The organism is Bradyrhizobium sp. USDA 4369, assembly GCF_054056435.1.
Window position 1 is genome coordinate 5071151 of record NZ_JBSRYH010000001.1, and the last position, 25955, is coordinate 5097105.

Annotated in this window: 17 protein-coding genes and 1 pseudogene; 13 read left to right on the top strand and 5 right to left on the bottom strand. The window is 66.3% G+C overall.

Translation table 11 applies throughout. The features are described 5' to 3' along the window. Window positions 1-66: 66 nt before the first annotated feature. From ACVIJ6_RS22935 to glgX, 4 genes and pseudogenes are all read left to right on the top strand, one after another. Complete coding sequence (locus tag ACVIJ6_RS22935) at window positions 67-615, top strand: cytochrome b (protein ID WP_456774560.1); 549 nt, start codon at window positions 67-69, stop codon at window positions 613-615. A gap of 59 nt (window positions 616-674) precedes the next feature. Then, window positions 675-1370, top strand: a complete 696-nt coding sequence (locus ACVIJ6_RS22940) for a VIT1/CCC1 transporter family protein (RefSeq protein ID WP_456774561.1) — start codon at window positions 675-677, stop codon at window positions 1368-1370. 95 nt (window positions 1371-1465) lie between these two features. Then, window positions 1466-1741: a DUF3606 domain-containing protein gene (locus ACVIJ6_RS22945; protein ID WP_456774562.1), complete on the top strand. Its 276-nt coding sequence runs from the start codon at window positions 1466-1468 to the stop codon at window positions 1739-1741. Between the two features lie 61 nt (window positions 1742-1802). Continuing rightward, window positions 1803-4041: pseudogene (gene glgX / locus ACVIJ6_RS22950) on the top strand (glycogen debranching protein GlgX). A 113-nt stretch (window positions 4042-4154) separates the two neighbouring features. Here glgX and ACVIJ6_RS22955 read toward each other — a convergent pair. After that, window positions 4155-5072 (bottom strand): LysR family transcriptional regulator, encoded by a 918-nt coding sequence (locus ACVIJ6_RS22955; protein ID WP_456774563.1) that lies wholly within the window; start codon window positions 5070-5072, stop codon window positions 4155-4157. Between the two features lie 124 nt (window positions 5073-5196). Between ACVIJ6_RS22955 and ACVIJ6_RS22960 the strand changes: the two genes are divergently transcribed. From ACVIJ6_RS22960 to ACVIJ6_RS22980, 5 genes are all read left to right on the top strand, one after another. Then, window positions 5197-6495, top strand: coding sequence for an MFS transporter (locus ACVIJ6_RS22960; protein ID WP_012045485.1), 1299 nt, complete (start codon window positions 5197-5199; stop codon window positions 6493-6495). Between the two features lie 21 nt (window positions 6496-6516). Continuing rightward, entirely contained in the window at window positions 6517-7590 is a 1074-nt protein-coding gene (locus ACVIJ6_RS22965) for a tartrate dehydrogenase (protein ID WP_456774564.1), read from the top strand. Window positions 7591-7746: 156 nt separating this feature from the next. Continuing rightward, window positions 7747-9165, top strand: a complete 1419-nt coding sequence (gene pyk / locus ACVIJ6_RS22970; protein ID WP_456774565.1) for a pyruvate kinase — start codon at window positions 7747-7749, stop codon at window positions 9163-9165. Window positions 9166-9355: 190 nt separating this feature from the next. After that, window positions 9356-10168: a UDP-2,3-diacylglucosamine diphosphatase gene (locus ACVIJ6_RS22975; protein WP_456774566.1), complete on the top strand. Its 813-nt coding sequence runs from the start codon at window positions 9356-9358 to the stop codon at window positions 10166-10168. 70 nt (window positions 10169-10238) lie between these two features. Further along, window positions 10239-11228 (top strand): threonine ammonia-lyase, encoded by a 990-nt coding sequence (locus ACVIJ6_RS22980; protein ID WP_456774567.1) that lies wholly within the window; start codon window positions 10239-10241, stop codon window positions 11226-11228. Window positions 11229-11243: 15 nt separating this feature from the next. Here ACVIJ6_RS22980 and ACVIJ6_RS22985 read toward each other — a convergent pair whose 3' ends face one another. Both ACVIJ6_RS22985 and ACVIJ6_RS22990 read right to left on the bottom strand, forming a co-directional pair. After that, on the bottom strand, window positions 11244-12974 hold the full coding sequence (locus tag ACVIJ6_RS22985) for a caspase family protein (RefSeq protein WP_456774568.1): 1731 nt from the start codon (window positions 12972-12974) through the stop codon (window positions 11244-11246). 129 nt (window positions 12975-13103) lie between these two features. Then, entirely contained in the window at window positions 13104-14777 is a 1674-nt protein-coding gene (locus tag ACVIJ6_RS22990) for a hypothetical protein (RefSeq protein ID WP_456774569.1), read from the bottom strand. Between the two features lie 75 nt (window positions 14778-14852). Here ACVIJ6_RS22990 and ACVIJ6_RS22995 point away from each other — a divergent pair, with 75 nt between their 5' ends. Then, on the top strand, window positions 14853-16052 hold the full coding sequence (locus ACVIJ6_RS22995; RefSeq protein ID WP_456774570.1) for an MFS transporter: 1200 nt from the start codon (window positions 14853-14855) through the stop codon (window positions 16050-16052). Here ACVIJ6_RS22995 and dgcA read toward each other — a convergent pair. Next, complete coding sequence (gene dgcA, locus ACVIJ6_RS23000) at window positions 16022-17017, bottom strand: N-acetyl-D-Glu racemase DgcA (RefSeq protein ID WP_456774571.1); 996 nt, start codon at window positions 17015-17017, stop codon at window positions 16022-16024. The genes ACVIJ6_RS22995 and dgcA overlap by 31 nt on opposite strands. Before the next feature lie 158 nt (window positions 17018-17175). Between dgcA and ACVIJ6_RS23005 the strand changes: the two genes are divergently transcribed. The 3 genes from ACVIJ6_RS23005 (at window position 17176) to ACVIJ6_RS23015 (ending at window position 20111) form a co-directional block, all read left to right on the top strand. Next, window positions 17176-18309 carry an MlaE family ABC transporter permease gene (locus ACVIJ6_RS23005; RefSeq protein ID WP_456774572.1) on the top strand — a complete coding sequence of 378 codons (1134 nt, stop codon included), beginning with the start codon at window positions 17176-17178 and terminating at the stop codon, window positions 18307-18309. A 1-nt stretch (window position 18310) separates the two neighbouring features. Continuing rightward, window positions 18311-19105, top strand: a complete 795-nt coding sequence (locus ACVIJ6_RS23010) for an ABC transporter ATP-binding protein (protein ID WP_456774573.1) — start codon at window positions 18311-18313, stop codon at window positions 19103-19105. Between the two features lie 127 nt (window positions 19106-19232). Further along, window positions 19233-20111, top strand: a complete 879-nt coding sequence (locus ACVIJ6_RS23015) for an MlaD family protein (protein WP_456774574.1) — start codon at window positions 19233-19235, stop codon at window positions 20109-20111. 214 nt (window positions 20112-20325) lie between these two features. On the opposite strand, the gene ACVIJ6_RS23020 is transcribed toward ACVIJ6_RS23015, so the two are convergent. Beyond that, a complete protein-coding gene (locus ACVIJ6_RS23020) occupies window positions 20326-25950 on the bottom strand; it encodes an apolipoprotein A-IV repeat region-like domain-containing protein (RefSeq protein WP_456774575.1) in 5625 nt (1874 codons plus the stop codon). Window positions 25951-25955: the final 5 nt, after the last annotated feature.

Here is a 25955-nt window from a genome sequence, read left to right on the forward strand (position 1 = left end):
CATGCCACCCCGCGCCTCGGCTCGCCAGCACGGAGGTGCTCCACGCATCGACGAAGGATCTGTCTCATGCGCCTACGAAACTCTGCCAAAACCTACGGGTCTGTCGCGATCGGACTGCACTGGATTGTCGCAGTGCTGGTGCCCGCCGCCTGGATATCCGGTCATCTCGGCGACATGCTGCCGCGGGGGGCGCACGATATGGGCCTGTTCATGCACGTCTCGCTCGGACTCGCGATGCTCGGCTTCGCGCTGGCGCGCCTGGCGTGGCGGCTGGCCGATCCGCCGCCGACGCCGGAAGCAACCAAACTCGGACCGTGGACCGTTCATGCCGGCGAGATCGTGCATCTCTTGATCTACGGCATCATGTTCGCAATTCCGATCCTGGGGATACTCACCCAGTTCGCGCGCGGCTACGGGCTGCCGGTGTTCGGCCTGTTCGAGATCGCCTCGCCCTGGGTCGGTGATCGCGGCTTCGCCCACGACATGAAGGAGATGCACGAGGCCTTGGCCAACGGCCTGATGATCCTGATCGGCCTGCATGCCGGCGCGGCCCTGCTGCATCATTACTGGTTGCACGATCGGACCTTGAAGCGGATGGTACCGGGACTGCGGTGACGCTTTCTGTCATACAGACAGGCTAGAAGCTTCGGTCGAGGACCGAACCGGAGGGCTGCATGCCTGCGACGCCGCATCTCGAAAAGCACTTCACCGCCACAGAAGCCGTTCGTGACGTGGTGATCGGGATGGCGGATGGGCTGACCGTTCCGTTTGCGCTGGCGGCCGGTTTGTCGGCCGCCGTCACCTCGACCGGCGTGATCGTGACGGCCGGCCTCGCCGAGGTCGTCGCGGGTGCGATCGCGATGGGGCTGGGCGGCTATCTCGCGGCCCGGACCGACGCCGAACATTATGCGGCCGAGGAGAAGCGGGAAAATGACGAGATCGACCGCCTCCGTGGTCGGGAAATCGAAGAGGTGGCGGCGATCTTCAGAGACTACGGGCTCAAGGGTGAGGCCCTGACGACGGTGGTCGACGCCATTGCGGCCGACCGCAGGCGATGGGTCGACTTCATGATGCGCTTCGAGCTCGGCCTCGAACGTCCCGATCCCAAGCGCGCGCCGGTCAGCGCGGTGACGATCGGCGGCTCCTACGTGATCGGAGGGCTGATCCCGCTGATCCCCTACATGCTGGTCCACGACATCTCGGGCGCGCTGCGCATCTCCGTGGTCGCGACCGGCGCGGCGTTGCTGATCTTCGGCGCCATCAAGGGCCACTTCACCGGCGTCAGCAAGATCAAGTCGGCCTTGCAGACCGCGCTCGTCGGCGGCCTCGCCGCCGGCGCCGCATTCTGGCTGGCGCATCTGTTCGGGTAGGCGGGGACGGCCAGCCCCCGGTTCGAGGCCGCAGCCCATGGCTGCCGGGAACCAAACTCCGCAGCCACGGTTAGCTGGCATGCAGGAGGACTCCCATGCGCCGCACCAAGATCAAGCCGACCCGCAACAAGCTCGACATGACCGACGAGGCCCAGGTCCGCGTCGTGACCAAGCGGCTCAAGATGTCGCCCGCCGAGCTGGCCGAGATGGTCGGGCGCATCGGCAACTCCATCACCGCGATCAACAAGGAGGTCACGCAGCAGCGCGCCGCGAAGCTGGGAGCGCCGGCCGGCGCCGTGATCGCCTCGGTGACCGTGACCGAGACGAAGGCGGAAGTGATCATGCCGGACGACACGCCAGCGGCCACCTGACAACCGGCAATTCTGAATCGACACCTGACTTCGCATTCGGGCTTTGAACAAGGGGCAGACGATGGATCAGCGCACCGATCGGGGTGACGCGTTGACGCTGGCAGCATTCAACCTCCGCAAGGCCAAGATCAGCGAAGGGCGGCCGTTTCCGCTGGGCGCCACTTGGGACGGTCTCGGCGTCAATTTTGCGATCTTTTCCGCGCACGCGACCAAGGTCGAGCTCTGCCTGTTCGACGAGACCGGCGACACCGAGCTCGAGCGCATCGAGCTGCCCGAATACACCGACGAGGTCTGGCACGGCTATTTGCCGACGGCGCGCCCGGGCACGGTCTATGGCTATCGCGTGCATGGACCTTATGAGCCGGATGCCGGCCACCGCTTCAATCCCAACAAGCTGGTGATCGATCCCTATGCCAAGCAGCTGATCGGCAATCTGCGCTGGGGCCCCGAGCTGTTCGGCTACCAGCTCGACCATGCCGACAAGGATCTCTCCTTCGATGATCGCGACAGCGCGCCCCTGATGCTGAAATGCCGGGTGATCGATCCGGCCTTCACCTGGGGCACCTCACGCAAGCCGGAGATTCCGTGGGAGCGGACCATCTTCTATGAGATGCATGTCAAGGGGCTTTACCAAGCTGCATCCGCTGGTGCCGGAGGCCGACCGCGGCACCTTCGCCGGCCTCGCGCATCACGACATTCCAGCCTATTTGCGCTCGCTCGGCATCACCTCGGCCGAGCTGCTGCCGATCCATGCCTTCATCGACGACAGCTATCTGATCGAGAAGGGGCTGCGCAACTATTGGGGCTATAATTCGATCGGTTTCTTCGCGCCGGAACCGCGCTATCTGAAGACGCCGTTCGCAACCGAATTCAAGACCATGGTCAACCAGTTCCACGCCAACGGCATCGAGGTGATCCTCGACGTGGTCTACAACCACACCGCCGAAGGCAACGAGCTCGGCCCGACCTTGTCGTTCAAGGGCATCGACAACGCCAGCTACTACCGGCTGATGCCGGAGCAGAAGCGCTACTACATCAACGACACTGGCACCGGCAACACGGTGAACCTGTCGCACCAGCGCGTGCTGCAGCTGGTAGCGGATTCGCTGCGCTATTGGGCGACGGAGATGCGGGTTGACGGTTTCCGCTTCGACCTCGCCACCATCCTGGCACGCGAGCCTTATGGCTTCGACGAGGGCGGCAGCTTCCTTGACGCCTGCCGTCAGGACCCGGTGCTGTCGAGTGTCAAGCTGGTCGCGGAGCCCTGGGACATCGGTCCCGGCGGCTACCAGGTCGGCCAGTTTCCGCCGGGCTGGGCGGAGTGGAACGACAAGTTTCGCGACACCGCACGGGCGTTCTGGAAGGGCGATGGCGGCACGCTCGCCGATTTCGCCAAGCGCATCTCCGGCTCGGGCGACCTGTTCAACAAGCGTGGCCGCCGGCCCTGGGCGAGCGTGAACTTCATCACCGCCCATGATGCCTTCAATCTCAACGACCTCGTCTCCTACAACGACAAGCACAATGAGGCGAACGGCGAGGACAATCGCGACGGGCATAGCAACAACCATTCCTGGAACTGCGGCGTCGAGGGACCGACGGATGATCCCGAGATCATCGGCTTGCGCGAGCGGCAGAAGCGCAACCTGCTCGCCACGATGCTGCTGTCGCACGGCACGCCGATGCTGCTCGCCGGCGACGAGTTCGGCCACTCGCAGGGCGGCAGCAACAACGCCTATGCCCAGGACAACGAGATCACCTGGCTCGACTGGATGGGCATCGCGCCGCAGGGGCGGGCTCTGCGCGAGTTCACACGCAAGCTGATCGCGATGCGCAAGGCGTTTCCGATCCTCTACCGCAGCCGTTTCCTGGTCGGCTCGCACAATGAAGACCTGGGCGTCAAGGACGTGACCTGGCTCGCTCCCTCGGGCGAGGAGATGACGACCGAGCAGTGGACCGACGACAACGCGCGCTGTTTCGGCATGCTGCTCGACGGCCGCGCCCAGGAGACCGGTGTCAAGCGCCGCGGCTCAGACGCGACGCTGCTTTTGATCTACAACGCGCATTTCGACGTGGTGAACTTCACGCTGCCCGCGGTGCCCGAAGGACACAATTGGCTGGCGCTGATCGACACCAACCAGCCTGATGCGCAGCTGCAGTCGTTTCCCTTCGGCCACGTCTATGCGGTGACGGGACGGTCGATGCTGGCGCTCGGCCTGTCGTCCGAGCAGCAGCCGATGCGCAGTCTGCGTCACGGCCTCGGCGCTCTCCTCGACATCGCGGAGGCGCCGCTGCCGGGGTAGGGGTCTTCGCCGGGATCGCGGTTAAAGGAAGTGGAGGCCCAGAACGCTTGGCGCGCGTCTCGAACCATCAGGCCACGCCGCCGCAGCGTCAGCCGCTCGCCGCGGAACGTGCCTCACGCCCCACGCGCGTATTTCGCAAGCCGCGCCTCCAGCACGCCGAGCATGGCCTCCCGCGCCGGATCGCGCGAGCCGCGCAGCCATGCCGCGGCCAGCGGCAGCCGTCCCGCGGTGCCCCCGCGCTGCAGCCGCAGCGGCACGAAGCGCACGCCCGACACCGCGAGCCGCGAGGTCCAGCGCGGCACGATGGCGATGCCGAGCCGGGCCGCGACGAGATGCACGATGGTCTGTTTCTCGTCGGCGAATTGCGCGACGTCGGGCGACAATCCGGCCTGGGCGAACAGCTTCATCGTGAGGTCGTGGCTATGCGGGCGCGATCTCCGGTCCGGCACGATCAGCGGCTGGTCGGCGATGTCGGCCAGCGACACCGAGGCGCGCGCGGCTAGCCGATGCCGCTGCGGCAGAGCCACCACGGCGCTCTCGCTGAGCAGCGCACGGAATTCCAGCCGGGGGTCGGTGCGTTCGGGCGGCCGCACGAAGGCCAAATCGAGTGCGCCCGAGAGGATCTTGGGCAGCAGCCGGATGGTCTTCTCCTCCATCAGCTGCACCGCGATGTCCGGATGGGCCTCGCGGAAATCATGCAGCAGCTGCGGCAATAATCCGGCGGCGGCGCTGTCGATGGCGCCGACCCGCAGCCTTAGTGCCTTGGTGCTGCGGGCGCGGCGGCGGAAGGAGGTCTCGACCGCCTCGACCTTCGCCAGAATGCTGCGGGCGTCGCGCACCAGCAGCGTGCCGTGTTCGGTCAGGGACACCGCCCGCGTCGTGCGCGCGAACAGCGGCGTCGCCAGATCCTCCTCCAGCAGCTTGATCTGCCGTCCGAGCGCCGAGGGCAGCATCTGCAGCCGCTGCGCGGCCTTGCCGAAATGCAGCTCCTCGGCAGCAGCGATGAAGCAGCGGAGTTGGTGCAATTCCATCAGGAGCGATCCCGGGCAACGACGATTATATCATTTTTTTGTATAATGCCGCCGCCATTGAAGCCAGTCCCTTTTACCGCCTACGGTCCCTCGATCAACGACAAGACGGACGAGGGAGGTGACGGTGGCCGGAGAGCTGGAGACGCGCGTGCTGCGCAAGATCACGTTGCGCATCGTTCCTTTCATCATGCTGCTTTACTTCGTGGCCTTTATCGACCGCGTGAATGTCGGTTTTGCCGCGCTGACCATGAACAAGGATATCGGTCTGTCGGCCTCCGCCTACGGCTTCGGCGCTGGCATCTTCTTCTGGGGTTATTTCCTGTTCGAGGTTCCCTCCAACCTCGCGCTCGACAAGTTCGGCGCACGGATCTGGATCGCGCGGGTGATGATCACCTGGGGCCTCGTTTCCGGCGCGATGGCGTTCGTGCAGGGCCCGATGAGCTTCTACGTGCTGCGCTTCCTGCTCGGCGCTGCCGAGGCTGGATTCTTCCCCGGCATCATCCTGTATCTCTCCTACTGGTTTCCGGCGCGGCAGCGCGCCGCCGTCACCGCGCTGTTCATGGCGGCCGCGCCGCTGTCGACGGTGCTTGGATCGCCGGTGTCGGGAGCGCTGTTGGAAATGGACGGCATTCTCGGCTTCAAAGGCTGGCAGTGGCTGTTTCTGATCGAGGCGCTGCCGGCGGTGCTGCTCGGCTTCGTCGTGCTCGGCTACATGACCGACCGTCCGGAGCAGGCCCGCTGGCTGGCCGACGAGGAGCGCGACTGGCTGGTGCGCACGATGAACGCGGAACTCGCGAGCAAGGCCGCGACCGCCAGCCACAGCATCTGGCGTGGCCTCGCCGACATCCGTGTGCTGGCTTTGGCGTTGGTCTATTTCGGTACCTCTGCCGGCCTCTACACGCTCGGCGTCTGGGCGCCGCAGATCATCAAGCAGTTCGGCCTGTCGTCATTTGCGGTCGGCTTCCTCAATGCCGTGCCGCCGACCATCGCGGTCGTCGTCATGATCCTGTGGGCGCGGCATTCCGACCGCACCGCCGAGCGCACCTGGCATGTCGTGCTGGCCTGCGTCGTCGCGGCCGTCGGCCTCTGGCTGGCCGGATTGTCGACCAGCGTCGCCGCGGTGCTCGCAGCGCTCACTTTGGTCAATGTCGGCATCTCCTCGTCGAAGCCGCCGCTGTGGAGCATGCCGACCATGTTCCTGTCCGGTTCGGCTGCCGCGGCCGGCATCGCGACCATCAACTCGATCGGCAATCTCGGCGGTTTCGTCGGTCCGGCCATGATCGGCTGGATCAAGGACCAGACCGGCAGCTTCAACGGCGGCCTCTATTTCGTCGCCGGCCTGCTGGTGGTATCGGCAGTGCTGACCCTGTTGCTGGCGCGATCACAAAGCGCGAAGGCCGAGCAAGCGGCCACGCAGTCCTGACTCTCACACGGAGCCCTTTTCATGCGCACTCATTCCATCGCCGCCATTCCCGCCGACGGCATCGGCCCCGAAGTGATCTCGGCCGGCGTCCGAGTCCTGGAGGCGCTCGCCAAGCGCTCGGGCGACATCAGCTTCAACGTCAAGACCTTCGATTGGGGCTCGGACTACTACAAGAAGCACGGCGTGATGATGCCGGCCGACGGCCTCGCCGAGCTGAAGAAATTCGACGCGATCTATTTCGGTGCGGTCGGCGCGCCTGACGTGCCGGATCACATCACGCTGTGGGGCCTGCGGCTGCCGATCTGCCAGGGCTTCGATCAATATGCCAATGTGCGCCCGACCAAGATTCTGCCCGGCGTCTCCTCGCCGCTGCGCAATGTCGGCGTCGGCGATCTCGATTGGGTGATCGTGCGCGAGAACTCCGAAGGCGAATATGCCGGCATGGGCGGACGTGCGCATCGCGGTCTGCCGGAGGAGGTGGGCACCGAGGTCGCCGTCTTCACGCGCATCGGCGTCACCCGCATCATGCGCTTTGCCTTCAAGCTCGCGCAGTCGCGGCCGCGCAAATTCCTCACCGTCGTCACCAAGTCGAACGCGCAGCGCCACGGCATGGTGATGTGGGACGAGATCGCCGCGGAAGTGGCGCGCGAATTCCCCGACGTGACCTGGGACAAGATGCTGGTCGACGCCATGACCGTGCGCATGACCCTGCAGCCGAAGAGCCTCGACACCATCGTTGCGACCAACCTGCACGCCGACATTTTGTCGGATCTGGCCGGCGCGCTCGCCGGCAGCCTCGGCGTGGCGCCGACCGGCAACATCGATCCGGAGCGCCGCTTCCCGTCGATGTTCGAGCCGATCCATGGCTCGGCCTTCGACATCACCGGCAAGGGCATCGCCAATCCCGTTGCGACATTCTGGACTGGCGCGCAGATGCTCGAACATCTCGGCGAGAAGGAGGCCGCGACACGGCTGATGGCGGCGGTCGAGAAAGTGTGTGCGGCCGGCATTCTGACGCCGGATGTGGGCGGCAAGGCGAACACCAAGGAGGTGACCGACGCTGTCATCGACGCGATTCACGGCTCCAACGTCTGAGGCGAGCCGGTCTCCCGTACAATCTCGGCGTGTTCGGGGTTGCGCTTGCAATGGACGCTGCGGGGCGTATATCAGCGCTTCCGCTGCGTCCGCGCATGCCAATCACATGCACGTCATACAGACGCGACAAACGAAGCGGGGGAGAAAGGACACATCATGCGTCGTCACCGTCGAGCCAAGATCGTCGCAACAGTTGGTCCCGCCAGCAATTCTCCGGAGATGCTGAAGGCGCTGTTCCTCGCCGGTGTGGACACTTTCCGTCTCAATTTCAGCCATGGCACGCAGGCCGACCACGCCAAGGTGCACGCCGCGATCCGCGCGCTGGAGAAGGACGTGCGGCGGCCGATCGGCATCCTGATGGATCTGCAGGGGCCGAAGATTCGTGTCGGCACCCTGCGCGACAAGAAGATCCAGGTCGAATCCGGCGAGACCATCCGCTTCGTATTGAACGGCACCGAGGGCGACAAGACCTCGATTCCGTTGCCGCATCCGGAGATCTTTGCGGCGGTCGCGCCCGGTCACGATCTTCTGATCGATGATGGCCGCGTGCGCGTGCGCGTCACCGGCCTCGGCGACGACTGGATCGAGGCCAAGGTGATCGTCAGCGGGACGATCTCCAACCACAAGGGCATCAATCTGCCTGGCACCATCCTCGAACTGTCGCCGCTGACACCGAAGGATCGTTCCGATCTCGCTTTCGGCCTCGAGCTCGGCGTCGACTGGGTGGCGCTGTCGTTCGTCCAGAAGCCGTCGGACGTGCTGGAGGCGAGGGGCCTGATCAACGGCCGCGCCGGAATCATGTCCAAGATCGAGAAGCCGGCGGCGCTCGACCGCATCGACGACATCATCCAGCTGTCGGACGCGATCATGGTCGCGCGCGGCGATCTCGGTGTCGAGATTCCCAATGAGGACGTGCCGGGCAGGCAGAAGGAGCTGGTGCGCGCGTGCCGGCTGGCGGTGAAGCCGGTGATCGTCGCGACGCAGATGCTGGATTCGATGGTGGCGACGCCGACGCCGACGCGCGCCGAAGTGTCCGACGTGGCGACCGCGATCTATGACGGGGCCGATGCGGTGATGCTGTCCGCGGAATCGGCCAGCGGCCAATATCCGCGCGAGGCGGTGGCGATGATGGACAGCATCATCAAGGCGACCGAAGGTCACAAGATGTATCGCTCGATCGTCGAGGCGACGCAGCCGGGCGAGGAGCAGACGCCACCGCACGCTGTTGCGACGGCCGCGGCCGATCTCGCCTCGGCGATCCACGCCAAGGCGATCGTGGCCTATACGTCGAGCGGCACCTCGGCGTCACGCGTCGCGCGCAAGCGGCCGAGCCTGCCGATTCTCGCGATCACGCCGAACGAGGATACGTCGCGCCGCATGTGCCTGCTGTGGGGTGCGCACAGCGTCCTGTCGCAGGACGTGCAGAGCTATGAGGAGATGGTCGAGCGCGCGACGTTCTTCGCGGTCCAGGAAGAGTTCGCCCAGGCAGGCGACCTGCTGGTTGTCGTCGCCGGCATCCCGTTCGCACAGGCTGGCACCACCAACAATCTGCGTGTCGTAACCGTGCCCAGATAGGAGGCAGTGAAAATCCCGTGCGTGCGGGCCGCCTGTCGCCTGTTTGTCGCACCGCGCTGGTATCGCGGGAATGTGACGAGGACATCGCGAGTCGTCATACGAGCGGCGTCAGCAGCAGTCCGAAAGGGTCAGCTCTGTGATGCGGCCGGTCGTCATCGCAGTGTCATCAGGGACTGTTAGGTGGGCGCGCATGGGATTTGAGACTGCTGGTGAAGAAAGCCCGACCCGGCGCTTTCGTACGCTCTTCATCTCCGATGTTCATCTCGGAGCCCGCGGATCGCAGGCCAATCTGCTCGTCGATTTCCTGCGCCATCACGACGCCGACACCATCTATCTGGTCGGCGACATCATTGACGGCTGGGCGCTGAAATCGAGCTGGCATTGGCCACAGTCACACAACGATCTCGTCCAGAAGATGCTCCGCAAGGCGCGCAAGGGGGCGAAGATCGTCTACGTGCCGGGCAATCACGACGAGTTCCTGCGCGGCTATTACGGCACCCATTTCGGTGGCATCGATGTCGTCGAGAACATCGTGCATACCGGCAAGGATGGGAAGCGCTATCTCGTCATTCACGGCGACATCTTCGATCTCGTGGTCCAGAACGCCCGCTGGCTCGCCCATCTCGGCGACAAGGCCTACGACTTCGCGATCCAGATGAATCGCCTGGTGAACTTCTTCCGTCGCATGTTCGGCGTGCCCTATTGGTCGCTGTCGCAATGGGCCAAGCAGAAGGTCAAGAACGCCGTGAACTATATCGGCGCGTTCGAGACCGCGCTGGCGGCCGAGGCGCGGCGGCACGGCGCCGATGGCGTGATCTGCGGCCATATCCACTGTGCCGTGATCCGCGACCAGGACGGGATCCGCTACATGAATTGCGGCGACTGGGTCGAGAGTTGCACGGCGCTTGTCGAGCACGAGGATGGCAGCTTCGAGATTCTGACCTGGACCGATCCGTTGAAGCAGCCAGCCCCGGTTCCACAACTGGCGGCCCGCGCCGCCTGAGGCGATCTGAGCCTTCCCTTGATCTGAGCCTTCCCTTGCCTCCCGGGGATGGGGCGCGGTAAAATGGGGGATGACAGCCCATTCCCCGATCCTGCCCGTGACCGCCGCCGACATCGATGCCGCGGCGGCCACGCTGGCACCCGTGGCGGTGCGGACGCCGCTGTTGCCGGCTCCTGTGCTCAGCGCGCAGTTCCAGGCGAATGTCTTCGTGAAGCCGGAGGTGCTGCAGCGGACCGGCTCCTTCAAGTTTCGCGGCGCGTACAACAAGCTGGCGTCGATCCCGCAGGCAGAGCGCGCCAACGGCGTCGTCGCATTCTCCTCCGGCAATCATGCGCAGGGCGTCGCTCATGCCGCGACGCTGCTCGGCATGCACGCGACGATCGTGATGCCATCGGATGCTCCGGTGGCCAAGCGCCAGCGCACTAAGGCGTTCGGCGCCGACGTCGTGCTGTACGACCGCGACCGCGACGATCGCGAGGCGATCGCCCGTGACATCGCCGGCAAGCGCGGCTCGACAATGGTGCCGCCCTATGACGATCCCTACGTCATTGCCGGGCAGGGCACGGTGGGGCGCGAGATCGCCGAGGATCTCGCTGGGCTCGGCCTGTCGCCCGACGTGGTGCTCGTGCCGGCCTCTGGCGGTGGATTGCTCGCCGGTGTGTCGACGGCGGTGAAGGCACGCTTTCCAGCGACGCAGATGATCGTGGCCGAGCCCAAGGGATTCGACGACCATGCCCGCTCGCTGCGGGCCGGTCACCGCGAGGCGCATGAGGCCAAGGGGCGCACGATCTGCGATGCGTTGATGGCGGCGATTCCCGGTGAGATCACCTTCGCCATCAACAGCCGGCTGTTGTCAGCGGCGGTCGAGGCCTCCGATGAGGAGGTCGGGCGCGCGGTCGGTTTCGCCTTCCGTGAATTGAAGCTCGTCGTCGAGCCCGGCGGCTCGGTCGGGCTTGCGGCGCTGCTGGCCGGCCGGCTCGACGTCGCCGGCAAGACGGTGGTGATCGTCTTGTCCGGCGGTAATGTCGATGCCGATCTCTACGCCCGTCTGATCGCCTGAGGACAAATGATGACCTCAGCGGAAGCTGAGGCCACCCCGCGCAAATCCTCCTCCACCTGGACGCGGTCCGGTCTGTGCGAACTGCGGCGTGCTGGGGCCGCGCATCGGGCCGCGTGCCAGCGCGGGACGTCGCGCGGTGAAGCCCGGCTTGAATGGCCCGGAATCGCCAGGGAAGGGACGCCGGACGTCACGGGTGTCGAACGGACGGCCGGGCGCGCGCTTCAGCGGGTCGCGCTGGATCTTCGCAACCGCAGGTGGGATCGGCGTCGGCATGGTCTTGTCGCCGGTCTTGCTCGGGCCGACCGGCCGCGAGTCGATGATCTTGCCGGCAGCGGGGGTGGCGATAGGCTTGCCGTTGGTGATGACGGTGGGCGGCGGCGTCTGGCGCGGCGGCAGAGTGTTGGCCGGCGGATTGTTGTTCGGCAATTGCGGCAACGGGCCGGGACGCGCCTGTATCTGAGCGCCGGGGGTGAAGGGACGCGTCACCGACCCCATCTGCGGCGGCATCATCAGGCGGCTCGGCTGCAGCACCGGGATCGGACGCGGCTCAACCCGCAGCCGCAGCGCGACCGGCGCATACGGACTGTCGGCATAGGTCTCGCTGAAGCTCTTGTAGGCCTCGGGTGAATTGGCAAGCACTGTCCGGTGCCACGCTGCGGCTTGCACGAGGCCGGTGAGCAGGGCGCGGATGCGGTCGGCAAGCGGATCGCGCGGGTACATCTCGATGAACTCGCGATAATATTGCGGGCGGTTCTCGGACAGGACGTAGTCGTAGGCCTGCCGCACGGACCGGCTGGGCAGGTTGGCTGCCATCTGGACCACCGGCGCGTTGTCGGCCGGACGCGCCGCGGCGACCAGCGTGTCGCCAAAGAATGTGAAATCGCTGGTGAGCGACGAACTCTCCCACGGCGTCTGCCGTCCATCCGTCACCTGGTTCACCTGCAGACGAATGCGCTTGAACAATTGCTCGATCGGCAGGTTCGGCTGTCGTGCCAGATTCAGGAAAGCCTGCGTATAGGGGCTGTGCTCGCCACGTCCATCGAGCGCCTCTTCCCCGGGCGAGGTGGAGTAGCCGACGATCGAGCCGTTGGGCGCGTCGACGATGGCGAGTCCGCGCCCGGCATCGCTGACGGTCGGGAACGGGTTGTTGCGGCAGGCGTCAAGCACCACGATCCGCATGCGGCTCGGAATGGCATCGAGCGTGGCCATGAGATCGACCAGTCGGATCGTGCTCGTCGTCAGATCGGAGGGCGCGGAGATGCGGGCATCGATCGGAATCAGATAGTTCTCGCCCGCGAGCTGAATGCCGTGGCCAGCATAGTACACCATGGCCACCGCGTTCGGCCCATGCGCGGAGACGCGGCTTGAAAAATCCTGCACGACCTTCAGCATCTCGCTCTGCGTCAGGTCGGTTGCGGTGATGACCTCGAAGCCGGCCGAGTTCAACAGCCTGGCGACCGCATGGGCGTCGTTGTCGGGATTCGCAAGTGGCGGTGCATTTTGATAGTTCGCATTGCCGATCACGAGGGCGACGCGCGGTTCGACAGCCTGGCCGGTGTCCAGCTTCGTGGTGTCCGCTGTCCCCGACGTGGGGGTGAGCAGGGCACGCGGCGGCGTTTGCAGGCTGTCGATGTCATTGGCGGCGCGAGCCAAGCTCGGGCCGAAGCAGGCGATCAGGCTCACCAGCCCGATGACGAGCAGGGAGGTCCAACCCGGCAAGCGAAAGCGGGACAGCGGAGCGGACACGGCGTTCTCCTCAAGCAGCGCGAAATGGCGCGAGAAGTACGCTACGTGGCTCGGACGGAGGCGTACGTGACCGATGTCACCGAGTGGATATCGGCGGTTCTGCCCCGGTCAATGACAGCCGGGCGGATCTCAGGAGAAGAACGCGATCTTCTCCGGCTGGCTCATGCGGCGGATCGGCGTCAGCGGATCGTTGCCGGACGGTTGTTGGCGCTGCAGCAGGCCGTTCGACAGCAGGGTCGAGCCCAGCGATGGTTCATAGGCCGGCTTGGGCATCGCCTGCGCGGTGGACCTGACGATCGTCGCGAGCGCTTCGCGGTCGAGCGCCGCATTCGAGGGCGGCGGCGCGGGCGTGCGCTCCGCGGCTGGGGCGACTGCGACGCTGATTTCCGTGTCGATCGCGACTGATACTTCAAAGGTCGACAGTTCGACCCGGGTCGCTGGCGTGCTCGGTGCCGACATCGACGTAACGGCCGGAGCGGGCGCTTCGATAGGAGTCTTCGCTGCGGCGACCTCTGCCGGTGCAAGCGCGGGCTCCGGCGCCATTGGTCCGGGCCCCATGGGTTCGGGCGCCAATGGGGCCGCCATCAAGGGGGCCGCTGCCAAGGGCGCCGGCGTCATCGGGGCTTGCGTCGTCGGGGCAGGTGTCACCGGCGCATCAGTCATTGGAGCAGACGTCACCGGAGCAGGCGTCAATGCGGCCGGCTCGCTGAAGCTCGCGACGATGTCGTCATCGATGGCGGTGGGTTCCTCGATGTCAAAGCCCAAGGTCCGCGCGCGGCTGAACTCCTCGTCCTCGAACGGATCGGGCGCGCCCATTTCGGCGGCGACCAGTTCCAGGATCGCCTGATCCTGCGCCTCGGCTGCCGCGGCCTCGTCGAGAGCTTCAGCGGGCATCGGCTCCAACTCAGGCTCGATCACCGGGATCGTCTTGGCAGCCTCGCGCCGTGCGACATCGCCGTCGTTCGATGCGGGCGCCGGGGCCGGCTCGGCAGGGGCGGCCGGCATGGCACCAGACGCTGCGGGCGGAGTGTCGGCCTGTTCGATCGCCGCGACCGCCGCGACGAGCTGGGACATGGCGGCCTGGACCTTCTGCGCGGCCTCCGGTTGCGTGACCGGCTGGGTGGCCTCCTCGGCCGGAGGTGCTGGTGCCATGGCGGCGGTCGCCGTTGGGGCGGTCGTCTCGGCTGTCCGGGCGGCATCCGTATTGGGGGATGCGCTCTCATTGCCCGCGGGCGCGATCGGCCCGTCGCCGCGATCCAGCTCCGCGAGGCGGGACTTGATGATCTCGAAGGCTGCCAGCAATGCAACCTTCGGGTCAGTGCTGGCCAGCTGCTCGCAGGCCGCCTCGATCGACGTCACCTGCGAATCGATCAGATCGCAGATCCGCGAGTCCGCGCCGATCTCGCGCCAACGCCAGGAGATCTCCTTGATGATGCGGGTTCCCTTGCGCACGGGCGCGAGGTTCTGCTCAAGAGCCAGGCTGTCGACCGCCGACGCAGCCGCAAGCGCGGCATCCTCGACCGCCGCGCGGATCGCGGCCAGTGCCTCCGGCAGCGCTTTGTCGTCGGTGCGTTCGAACTCCTGCTGCTGCTGACGTTGCGAGGCCAGGGCATGTTCGATGCGTGCGACCGCGTCGAGCACCATGCTGGTGTCGGCATTGCGGTTGCGCTTGGCGTACTCGCCGAGGAACCAGCGGCCGCGCGAGGTCTCCATGAAGGCGTCCCGGATCGCCTCGTAGTCGGCCTCGTTCGGCTGTGCCGCGCGGGCGGAGATAGGCGAGAGGGCGAAGACTTCATCGACCATGGCAAACCCATCGCGCAAATTGCTGCGCGTTGGCATAACGATCACCATGATATTGACCGAATCGCAATTGAATTGATGCCACTATCCCGACAAATCTCCACCACATCGCCGGCAGTGGCACGGCGATTCGCCGGCCGCCTGGGACTGTTTTACGGCGCGGTGTTTGCGTTGTCGGGAACGCACCTGCCGTTTTTTCCCGTGTGGCTACGGGCGATCGGGCTGGATGCCGCGTGGATCGGCATCGTCATCGCCGTCCCCGCGCTGACCCGGTTCACCGTCCTGCCATTGATCACCACATTGTCCGAGCGCCGCCAGGCGCTGCGCGGCGCCATGCGGCTGACCACTTTCGCAACGGCGTCAGGCTTTGCCGTGCTCGGCTTTCAGCACGATCCCTGGCTGGTCTTCCTGGTCTATGTGGCCACCTGCAGCCTATGGACACCCGTCGTTCCGCTGACCGATGCGTATGCGCTGTGCGGCGTGATGAGCTACGGCTTGAACTATGGACGGCTGCGGCTGTGGGGCTCCGTCGCTTTCATCGTTGGAACGCTGCTCTGCGGCGCGCTGGCTGACGTCATTGCGCCGCCGGACCTGATCTGGATCATCGTCTCGATGGCGCTGGTCGGGGTCGCGAGCGGCCTGCTGCTCGAGCGGCTGCCCCCGTTGCCGCGCGGCAGTGGCCCGGCGCAGGAGGGACGGCATCTGCTGAGCGATCCCGCCTTCCTGTGCATCATCATCGCGTCGGCCCTGATCCAAGGCAGCCACGCGGCCTATTACACGTTCTCCGCGATCGAATGGAAAGCACAGGGGCTCAGCGGGCTCATGATCGCCTGGCTTTGGACCATGGGCGTGCTCGCCGAGATCGTGGTGTTTGCTCTGTCGCCGCGATTCACGCTGGCGCCTGCGAGCCTGGTGATGATCGGAGCTGTCGCGGCCGTGCTGCGTTGGACGCTCACCGCCATGGAGCCGCACGCCATCGGGCTCACCGCGGTCCAGCTCAGCCACGGCTTCACCTTCGGACTGACCCTGGTCGGGACCATGGGGCTGCTGATGCGCCAGGTGCCCGCGCATGTGACCGCCCGCGGCCAGGGCTATTACGCAGCTGCCAGCGGCATCGTCGGCTCGGCCGCTTCAATGGTGTCGGGGCCGGTCTACGCGCAATACGGGCCCGGCGTCTATTTCCTCATGGCGGCGATGGCCGGATCCGGCGGCCTTCTGGTCTGGGTCGCGCGCCATTGCTTGGCGCATCAGCCCCACAGCGCTGCATCGGGCGGGTAGACGAGGCTGTCCTGATAGTACAGCCCGTGCTCGCAATCCTCGGCCAGCAGCAGCGGCCCATCCAGATCGACAAAACGCGCGAGCGGGGTCAGCAGCATGGCCGGGGCCATCGACAGCGACGTGGCCACCATGCAGCCGACCATGATTTCAAAGCCCAGCGCACGCGCCGCATCGGCCATTGCGAGCGCCTCGGTCAAGCCGCCGGTCTTGTCCAGCTTGATATTGACGGCGTCGTAGCGACCGCGCAACGCTTCGAGCGAGCTGCTCGCATGAACACTCTCGTCGGCGCAGATCGTGAGCGGGCGCGTCATCTGGGCGAGGGCATCGTCTCGTCCTGCCGGCAGCGGCTGCTCGACCAGCGTGACGCCAGCGGCGACGCAGGCGGCGAGATTGGCCTCCAGGTTCGCCTCGTTCCAGGACTCGTTGGCGTCGACGATCAGTTGCGACTGCGGTGCCGCCGCACGAACCGCGGCGATCCGCGCCGGATCACCATCTCCGCCGAGCTTGATCTTCAGCAGCGGCCGGTGCGCGGCCTTGGCCGCTGCCTTGGCCATGACCTCGGGGGCGCCAAGCGAGATCGTGTAGGCCGTCACGCAAGGCTCGGGCGCTGGACGTCCAAGCAAGTCCCAGATTCGCCGGCCGCTGCGCTTGGCCTCGAGATCAAGCAGCGCGCAATCGAGCGCGTTGCGTGCGGCGCCGGGTGGCATGGCCGACTGCAACGCGTTGCGATCGAGGCCGGAGCTGACGGCGTCGCGCATGGCCAGCAGGGCGCTCAACGATGTCTCGGGCGTCTCGCCATAACGCGAATAGGGTACACATTCGCCACGGCCTGTGAGCGCGCCTACCCGGATCTCGGCCATGATGGTGACGGCTTCGATCTTGGCGCCGCGGCTGATCGTGAAGCTGCCGGCGATCGGCCAGTGGCCGAGACGTGCGTCCAGTATTGGGAAACCGTTGGAAGTCATCTGGAAATCTGGCGATTTGTGAACCGGGATGAGGCGCTGGGGACTTGCGCGAGCGGAGCGACTATGGCTGTTGATGGGGGTCTCCGGCAAGGTGGTGGCGACGCGGTGGGATTTCTCTCGTCAAGGAGCGAACGTCCTGGGCTCCGAGGATGGTCGTCGTGACGGGCGACCCTGATCTGCAACGCAGTGGCGAGGGCAGTGCGCTGTCGCTGCGCGCGACGGGCGCCTGGACCGCGCCGTTTGCGCCGTCGCTCGAGCGGCTCGTCGCCGATGCCGAGAAGCTCGCCGGCAAGAAGATCGATGTGTCCATCGATGTGTCGGAGGTCTCCAGGCTCGATACGTTCGGCGCCTGGCTGATCGAGCGGCTGCGCCGCAGCTTCACGACGGGAACCGCCGAAGCCAGGATCGATGGCCTGTCGGCGAACTATGCCAGTCTGGTCGACGAGGTCCGCCGCGTCAGCGCCGCGCCCGACGACGATGCGACGGCGGTGACCATTACCGGCATGCTCGGCCAGATCGGCCGCAGCGTCGCCGGCATCTTCGGCACCGTGGCCGCCCTGATCGACATGCTCGGCGCCGTGATCGTCGCCAGCGGCCGGGTGTTCATCCATCCGCGCAGCTTCCGCCTGACCTCGACAATCCATCATCTCGAGCAGGTGTGCTGGCGCGCCGTTCCGATCATCGTGCTCATCACCTTCTTGATCGGCTGCATCATCGCCCAACAGGGCATCTTTCATTTCCGCAGGTTCGGCGCCGACATCTTCGTTGTCGACATGCTCGGCGTGCTGGTGCTGCGCGAGATCGGGGTGTTGCTGGTGGCGATCATGATCGCGGGCCGGTCGGGCAGCGCCTACACGGCCGAACTCGGCTCGATGAAGATGCGCGAGGAGATCGATGCGCTCAGGACCATGGGCTTCGATCCGATCGAGGTGCTGATCCTGCCGCGCATGCTGGCGCTGGTGATCGCGCTGCCGATCCTGTCCTTCCTGGGCGACATCGCTGCGCTCTATGGCGGCGGGCTGGTGGCATGGTTCTATGGCGGGGTCGATCCCGAGGCGTTCCTGTTGCGCCTGCGCGAAGCGATCTCGATCGACCATTTCACCGTGGGCCTGCTCAAGGCGCCGGTGATGGCGGCGGTGATCGGGATCGTTGCCTGCGTCGAGGGGCTCGCGGTGCAGGGCAGTGCGGAGTCCTTGGGGCGCCACACCACGTCCTCGGTGGTCAAGGGAATCTTCTTCGTCATCGTGATGGACGGCGTGTTCGCGATCTTCTTTGCGACGGTCGGGATGTGACATGACGCAGGACGTGACAGATCCGATCATCCGCGTCCGCGGCGTCACCGTGCAGTTCGGCGCGACGCGCGTGCTCGACGAGCTCGATCTCGACGTGAAGCGCGGTGAGATCCTCGGCTTCGTCGGTCCATCGGGGGCGGGCAAGTCGGTGCTGACCCGCACCATCATCGGCCTGGTGCCGAAGCTGGCCGGGCGCATCGAGGTGTTCGGCGTCGATCTCGATGCCGCGGACCGCGCCAGCCGCCGCGCCGTCGAGCGGCGCTGGGGCGTGCTGTTTCAGCAGGGCGCATTGTTCTCCTCGTTGACGGTGCGGCAGAACATCCAGTTTCCGGTGCGGGAGTATCTGAGGGTCTCGCAGCGCCTGCTGGACGAGATCATGGTCGCCAAGCTGGTGATGGTCGGATTACGTCCCGATGTTGCTGATCGTTTCCCGAGTGAGCTGTCCGGAGGCATGATCAAGCGCGTGGCGCTGGCACGCGCTTTGGCGCTCGATCCGGAACTCGTGTTCCTCGATGAGCCGACCTCGGGGCTCGACCCGATCGGCGCCGGCGATTTCGACGAACTGGTACGCACTCTGCAGCGCACTTTGGGACTGACCGTTTTCATGGTAACGCATGATCTCGATAGCCTCTACACGGCTTGCGACCGCATCGCCGTGCTGGGCAACGGCAAGATCATTGCCGCGGGATCGATGGCCGACATGCAGGCCTCGGAGCATCCATGGCTCCGGCAGTATTTTCACGGCAAGCGCGCCCGCGCGGTGGTGGGGGAGAGTGCCGCGGCTGCGGTTCGTTAATTTGTGAGCGGGAGAGGGGACTCCCGCGACAAAGCAGATGGGGCAGGTGCCGAACCCGGCGCCGACCGAAAGGCACGGCAGCGCGGGGCATGATCGTCGCCGCGATATGCCGGTACCGGAGTTGATAATGGAAACGCGGGCGAATTACGTCCTGATCGGTTCATTCACGCTGGCGGTGATCGCTGCGGCGGTCGGGTTCGTCCTCTGGTTCCAGAGCCTGCATACGACCAAGCAGCGCAGTCCCTTGCGGGTGGTGTTCGAAGGGCCGGCCGCCGGCCTGCGCAATGGCGGTAGCGTCAATTTCAACGGTATCCGGGTCGGCGAGGTGATCTCGGTCAAGCTCGACAATCCGCGTCGCGTGGTGGCGCTGGCGATGGTTGAGAACAATGCGCCCATCCGCAAGGACACGCTCGTCGGGCTTGAGTTCCAGGGCCTGACCGGGGTCGCCGCGATCGCGCTCAAGGGTGGGGAGGAGGCGGCACCGCCGCCGCCCCTGGATGAAGACGGTGTGCCGGTGCTGCGCGCCGACCCGACCCGGCTGCAGGATGTGACCGAAGCGATCCGGGCCACGCTGCAGAACATCAACAAGGTGGTGGCTGACAACCAGGACGCCGTGAAGAACTCGATCAAGAATCTCGAGGTCTTCACCCAGTCGCTGGCGCGCAACTCCGAACGCATCGACGGCGTCATGAGCCGGGTCGACGGCATCATGGGCAAGGCCGATACGCTGATGCTCGGGCTCAATTCGCTGGCCGGCGGCAAGGATGGCGGCGAGTTGTTCCTGACGGTGAAGTCGATCCGCGAGCTCGCCGAAGATTTCGACAAACGCTCCGGCGCGCTGATGGCCGACGGGCGGCGGACCTTGTCCGACATCAGCCGGGCCGTGAACAATTTCGACCGCAACCCGACTCGCGTGCTGTTCGGCGCCAGCAATTCGAGCCCGAGCAATGCCCAGGCCTCGCAGCCGGCACCGGCGCCCGCGCCGCCGGCCAGCGGCAGGCGATGAGGCCTGGCGAATAGGGGCGCGCTGCGCCGACCTCGATGGCTCCCGACCGGCTCCCGGCCTGCACTTGCGATGCTGCTGAAGCAGGGGCGTGACGGGCGAGGCCGAAGAAGCTTCTATTGCAGTCCCCAAAGCGAAACGGAGGCCTTGCGGCCTCCGTTTGGTGTCGTTGCGCGGCGTGCTACTCGCCATTCGCTACTCGCCATTCGCCGCCTTCTCACGCCAGCCGGCCGGCGGCATGGGCAAGCAGGGTGTAGACGAGGCCCGTCTCCGAGGTCAGCTGGCCGCGCAGAGCCTGCGGATTGCGATCGTCGCGTGCGACGTCATCGAGCAGCCGCTCGAACTCGGTGATGTAGCGGTCGACCGTCTGCTTGAAGGTGCGGTCAGCGCGATATTTGCGGGCGACCTCGTCGAACGCCTTCTGACCGGCCGGCGTGTACAGGCGCTTGGAGAACGCCTTGGTCTCCCCGCGCTGATAGCGGTCCCACATCTCGGCTGCGAGATTGCGGTCCATCAGCCGCGCAATGTCGAGCGACAGCGATTCCAGCGGATTGCCCGGCTGGGCCGTCGCCGATCCGCGGCCGCGCGGCGCCGTCTGTCCGGCGGTGCTGTTGTCGGCGCGGTTGAGCAGGTCGGACAGCCAATTGTCGCGCCCCTGATCGGCGACCGGACCCATCGGCGGCGCCTCGACCCGACGCGGCTGGGGCGGCGGAGGCGGCGCCGGCGGCTGCATGCCGAGATCCGGCGGAGGCAGGTTGGTGACGCTGGTCGAGCTCGACTCGCGCAGCCGCATCTCGGGCCGTGCGCCGACGGCGGCTGCCGCCACGATCGGCTCCTCCTGGCGGACGACGGCAGCGGGCGCGACTGCGACGGCAGCGGGGCGCGCCGTGCTGACGACATCCAGGCCGCGGCCGTGATGCGCGACGATTCGGTTCAGTTCCGCCAGCGCCTCGATCTGGTCGACGATGACCTTGCGCATCTGCGCGGTGCTCTCGGCCGCTTCCTGAGGCATTTCGAGCACGCCACGGCGAAGCTCGCCGCGGGTGGCTTCGAGCTCGCGGTGCATCTCGGCCGTCATCTGCTTCATGCTCGAGACCAGCGCAGCGAACTTCTCCGCCGACTGCTTGAACATCGCTTCGGCTTCCTGCGTGCTCTGCTGGTAGATCTCCTGCATCGAGGAAGTGGTCAGGCGGCGTTCCTCTTCCGCATTGGCGCGGATGGCTTCGAACTGACGGCTGATCGCGGTCGAGCCGGCGCCGGCGGTCTCCGCCACCACGCGCGCGATGTCGCGCGCCCGCTCCTCGGCCGCGGCCAGCGACTCGTCGAGCAGGGTGGTGAAGCGCGACAGGCGCTGATCGAGGTCCGCGGTGCGCAGATCGATGGTGGTGATCAGCGATTCCAGCGTCGACTTGCGCTCCGAGATCGAGACCGTCGCATCGCGGTTGCTCTGTTCGACCACCGCGGCCGCCTCGATCAAGGCCTTGCCATGGGCGTCGAACTGGCTCGACAGCGAGTTGAGGTCTTCCAGCGCCCGCGTCGTCTTCAAGTTGAAGACGTTGAGCTGATCCTCGAGGTTCTGCGTCGCGGTGCCGTTCCGCGAGGTCACGTCGTTCATGGCGGTGACGAAGTCGGCGACGCGCGTCACCAGCGCCCGTTCGAGCGAGTTGAGGTTGTCGTGGGCGCCGGTGAGGACTTCCTGCAGCAGGATGTTGCCCTCGCGCAGACGCTCGAACAGAGCGACGGTGTCGGTGCGCAGGATCTTGCTCGTTTCCTGCATTTCGGTGACGGCCGCAACCGAGACCTGGCGGGACTGCTCGATCGCCGCGCGCGAAGCCTGCTCCAGCTCCCGCAGCGACTTGGTGATCGCCGTGGTCGCGAGTTCGCCGGCCGAGGTGATGTTGCGGGCCACGTCCGAACCGTTGCCGCTGACCGCCTGAGCGAAGGCCTGGCCGCGCGCCTCGATCGACTTCAGCGCGTCCGCCGTGACACGATCGACCTCGATCGTCAGCTGGTTGGTCTTCGAACTCAGCGTCTCGACCAGAGTGCCGCGCTTGCCATCGAGGATCTGCGACAGACGCTCGGTCTGCTGCTGCACATAGGTGACGATCTCGTCGGTCTTGCCGGTCATCGCCGAGCCGAACGAGTTGCTGGCTGCGAGCACCGAGCGCTCGATTTCGGTCGAGGTCGATTTCACGCGCGTGGAGACCTCGTTCGAGGCGGCGACGAGCGCGCTCTGCGCGTTCAACGCACTGTTCTGGATCGCATCCGTCGTGTTCGCCGCGACGCTGTTGATCGAGCGCTCGATCTCCGAGGAGATCGCCTTGAGCTGGCCTGCGGTGTCCGTCGAGGTCGCGGTCAGCATGTCCTGCGCCTCGCGGGCGCCGCTCACGATCACCGAAACGGTCTCGGTCGTGGTCGTGGTCAGGATGGTCTGCGCCTCGCGCGCGCTGCCGACCAAGGTCGCCGCCGTGTCGGCCGAGGTTGTCGTCAGCGACATCTGGGCCTGACGTGCGCTGTTGAGGATCGAGCTGGCCGTGTCGGCGCCCACCGAGGACAGCGTCCGCTCGACGTCGACGGCGAGCGATTTGACGTGCTCCGCCGCCTCGGTCGAGGCCGAGATCAGCTTGGACTGGACGTCGCGGGCGCTGTCGATGATCACGGTGGCCGTGGTGGTGCCCACCGTCGCCAGCGTCCGCTCGACATCGATGGCCAGCGACTTGACGTGATCGGCCGCCTCGGTCGAGGCCGCTACCAGCTTCGACTGCACGTCGCGCGCGCTGTCGACGATCGTCGCAGCGGTGCTGGTGCCGACAGAAGCGAGCGTCCGCTCGACATCGGCCGCCAGCGACTTGACGTGATTGGCTGCGTCCGAGGAGGCACTGATCAGCGTCATCTGGGCTTCGCGCGCGCCGCTGGTGATGGTTTCGGCCGTCGTGGTGCCCGCGATCGAGAGCGAGCGCTGCACATCGACGGTGAGCGCCTTGACCTGGGTGGCGGCCTCCTGGGAGGCGGCGAGCAGGGTGGACTGGGCTTCGCGGGCGCCAGCGGTGATGGCTTCGGCCGTCGCGGTTCCGACGCCGGTGAGCGAGTGCTGCACGTCCGACGCGAGCGATTTGACATGGTCGGCGGCGTCCGAGGAGGCCGACACCAGCGTGCTCTGGACTTCGCGCGCGCCGGCGAGGATCGAGGCTGCGGTGGCCGAGCCCGCCGCGGTCAGCGTGCGTTCGACGTCGGCCGTCAGCGACTTGATCTGGGTCGCCGTCTCGCCGGAGGCCGTCAGCAGGGTCGCCTGGGCCTCGCGTGCGCTCGACAGGATCGCATCGGCCGCGTTGCTGCCGGCGCCGGCAAGGGCGCGTTCCACCTCGGTCGAGGTCGTCTTCAGCTGCGAACCGACATCGGTCGAGACGTTGAGCAGGGCCTGTTGCGCATTGCGCGCGCCGGTCTGGATCGTCTCACTCGTGTTGACCACCAGGTCGGTGAGAGCGCGCTCAGCGTCCTCGACATGCGACCTGATGCTGGCGGAGAGCAGCTCCGCGCGGGTCATCAGCTCGTCGCTGGCCTGGCGGCCGCTGCTTTCGATGCGGCCGGCCACCGCCTCGACGCGCGACCCCAGCAGGTCCTCGAATTGCGACACGCGCTGGTCGATGTCCCGCGCGATCGAGCCGACCCGGGTCTCGATGCTCTGATGAATGTCCTGGAACCGTGCGGTCACGGTCTCGGTCAGCTCGGAGCTGCGGCCGTCGATGATGTTGGACAGGCTGACGATGCGTCCATCGATCGCCTCGAGCGCCTTCTCGGTGCCGTCGGCCAGCGACGAGGTGAGGACATTGAGGCGGGAATCGATCGACTGGATCGCCTGGGCCGAGCCGTCGGTCAGCGAGGTGGTCAGCACGGTCAGCCGCGAGTCGATCGCGCTCAGCACCTGGGCCGCGCCATCGGTCAGCGAGTTGGAGAGGGTGCCGAGGCGTCCTTCGATCGTCGCGGTCACCGAGGTGGCGCGGTTGTCGAAGCTTTCCTCGAGCGTCTTCAGGCGTCCCCCGACGGTATCGTCGAAGGTCTTGATCTTCGAATCGAGCGAGGAATCGAAGCTGGTGATGCTGGTCTGCAGGTTGGTCTCGAACTGGCTCAGCCGCTGGTCCAGCGTCGCCGTGATCTCCCCGCTGTTGGTCGACAGCCTCGTATCGAACGTATCGACATAGGTCTTGAGATTCTCGGAGATCTCCTGGGTGCGCTGGCCCATGCGCTCGACGATCTCGCCGCCATAGGTCTTTACGGTGCGGTCGAATTCGGTGATGTGCCGGGTGATCAGCGCGCCGAGTGTCGAGCTGTCGCGTGCGAAGCGCTCGGCGAGCTCGGTGCCCTGGTTCTTCACCAGCTCATCGAAGGCACTGATCTGCGTCGAGAGCGTGTCATGCGTGCTCTCGGTCTGGCTCACCACCTTTGCCACCAGCGTGGTCACGGTGGCATCGAGCGACTCGCTCGCCTTCTCACCGCTCGCCAGGATCTGGCTGGACAGGCGCTGGCTCGCCTCGTCGATCTTGCTGACGAGGTCGCCGCCGCGCAGCTCAAGCTCGAGCAGCAGCGAGTCGCCGGAGGCCTTGAGCGAATCGTGAACCTGTTCGGTGCGCACCGAGATGCCGTCGACGATGGCCGCCGTGCGCTGCTCGAATTCGCTGGTGATGCGGTCGATGCGCTCGTTGAGCATCTCGTGGACGCGGTCGGACAGGTCGGCAAACTCGTCGTGGACGTGGCCGGTCTTGAAATTGAGGCTGGTCGTCAGCCGCTCGGACGCGTCGAGCACGGCGCGGGTGGTTTCCGCGCTCGCCTCTTCGAGCCGGTCCAACAGATCGCCGCCGCGCTCGCCGAGCGCGAGGATCATGTTGTCGCCGGCATTGCCGAGGGCGGCCGTGATGTGGGCGCCACGTTCTTCCAGCGCGCCGGTGATGCTCTTGGCGACCTCGTCGACGCGCGAGGCGATCGCGTCCGAGATCAGCGCGATGTCGTGGCGCAGGTCGATCTGCACGCCCGAGATGGCGCTGCGCACCTGTTCCGCCTGGCCGACGAGATTGTCGCGCTGATGGGCGATGTCCTGGAGCAGGGCGCGGATGCGAACCTCGTTGTCGCTATAGGCGCGCTCGAGCGCGGCGACCTCGTTGGCGACCAGCGTTTCCAGCTCGCCGGCGCGCGCGATCGCGCGCTCGACACCGTCGCCCATCGCCGCGACCTCGCGGCGGATCGCCTGGCCGACGGTGACGATCGAATCGCTGGCGGCCCCTTCCGGCTCCGAGAAGCGGATCGCTACCTGCGCCATCGACTGCGCGATCATGCGCAGCTCCTGGCCCCGCCAGGCGAGGCTGGCGAGGAAATAGAACAGCAGCACCGGCGCAAAGAACACAGCGGAGAGACCGGCGAGCACGAGCACGCCGCCGCTCTGTCCCAGCAGCGCCTGCAGCGACGGCAGGAAGCCGATCGTGATCAGGGCACAGCCGACGATCCAGATGCCGGCGAACGCGGTGGCCAGCGTGTAGACGCTGCGCGTCGGACGGCCCTTCTGGATGGCCTGAAGAAGCTGGCCGATGGTTTCGCGGTCGTCATTGGCCGGTCGGCGCACCGCCAAAGGCGGTGGTTCGATGTCGTCCAGCGTCCCGCGATCGGCGCCCGGACGGTTGTCGAACGAATCATAGGACGAGGCGCCGGCCGACTTCCCGGACGCGGCCCCGTCAGCTTGGACCGGGCCCTGCTGCTCCAGGGGCGCGGACGTGTCGCTGATGTTCAAAGCCTCCTGAATGGCGGACAGCGCAACTTCAGTCGGGTCTTTGACCTTTTTAGGGGTGTTCGCCATGTTGA

Excerpts from the sequence above, each read along its gene's own strand:
- ACVIJ6_RS22935 (WP_456774560.1), top strand. The coding sequence starts at position 67 with ATGCGCCTACGAAACTCTGCCAAAACCTACGGGTCTGTCGCGATCGGA.
- ACVIJ6_RS22940 (WP_456774561.1), top strand. The coding sequence starts at position 675 with ATGCCTGCGACGCCGCATCTCGAAAAGCACTTCACCGCCACAGAAGCC.
- ACVIJ6_RS22945 (WP_456774562.1), top strand. The coding sequence starts at position 1,466 with ATGCGCCGCACCAAGATCAAGCCGACCCGCAACAAGCTCGACATGACC.
- ACVIJ6_RS22955 (WP_456774563.1), bottom strand. The coding sequence starts at position 5,072 with ATGGAATTGCACCAACTCCGCTGCTTCATCGCTGCTGCCGAGGAGCTG.
- ACVIJ6_RS22965 (WP_456774564.1), top strand. The coding sequence starts at position 6,517 with ATGCGCACTCATTCCATCGCCGCCATTCCCGCCGACGGCATCGGCCCC.
- pyk (WP_456774565.1), top strand. The coding sequence starts at position 7,747 with ATGCGTCGTCACCGTCGAGCCAAGATCGTCGCAACAGTTGGTCCCGCC.
- ACVIJ6_RS22975 (WP_456774566.1), top strand. The coding sequence starts at position 9,356 with ATGGGATTTGAGACTGCTGGTGAAGAAAGCCCGACCCGGCGCTTTCGT.
- ACVIJ6_RS22980 (WP_456774567.1), top strand. The coding sequence starts at position 10,239 with ATGACAGCCCATTCCCCGATCCTGCCCGTGACCGCCGCCGACATCGAT.
- ACVIJ6_RS22990 (WP_456774569.1), bottom strand. The coding sequence starts at position 14,777 with ATGGTCGATGAAGTCTTCGCCCTCTCGCCTATCTCCGCCCGCGCGGCA.
- ACVIJ6_RS22995 (WP_456774570.1), top strand. The coding sequence starts at position 14,853 with ATGCCACTATCCCGACAAATCTCCACCACATCGCCGGCAGTGGCACGG.
- dgcA (WP_456774571.1), bottom strand. The coding sequence starts at position 17,017 with ATGACTTCCAACGGTTTCCCAATACTGGACGCACGTCTCGGCCACTGG.
- ACVIJ6_RS23010 (WP_456774573.1), top strand. The coding sequence starts at position 18,311 with ATGACGCAGGACGTGACAGATCCGATCATCCGCGTCCGCGGCGTCACC.
- ACVIJ6_RS23015 (WP_456774574.1), top strand. The coding sequence starts at position 19,233 with ATGGAAACGCGGGCGAATTACGTCCTGATCGGTTCATTCACGCTGGCG.
- ACVIJ6_RS23020 (WP_456774575.1), bottom strand. The coding sequence starts at position 25,950 with ATGGCGAACACCCCTAAAAAGGTCAAAGACCCGACTGAAGTTGCGCTG.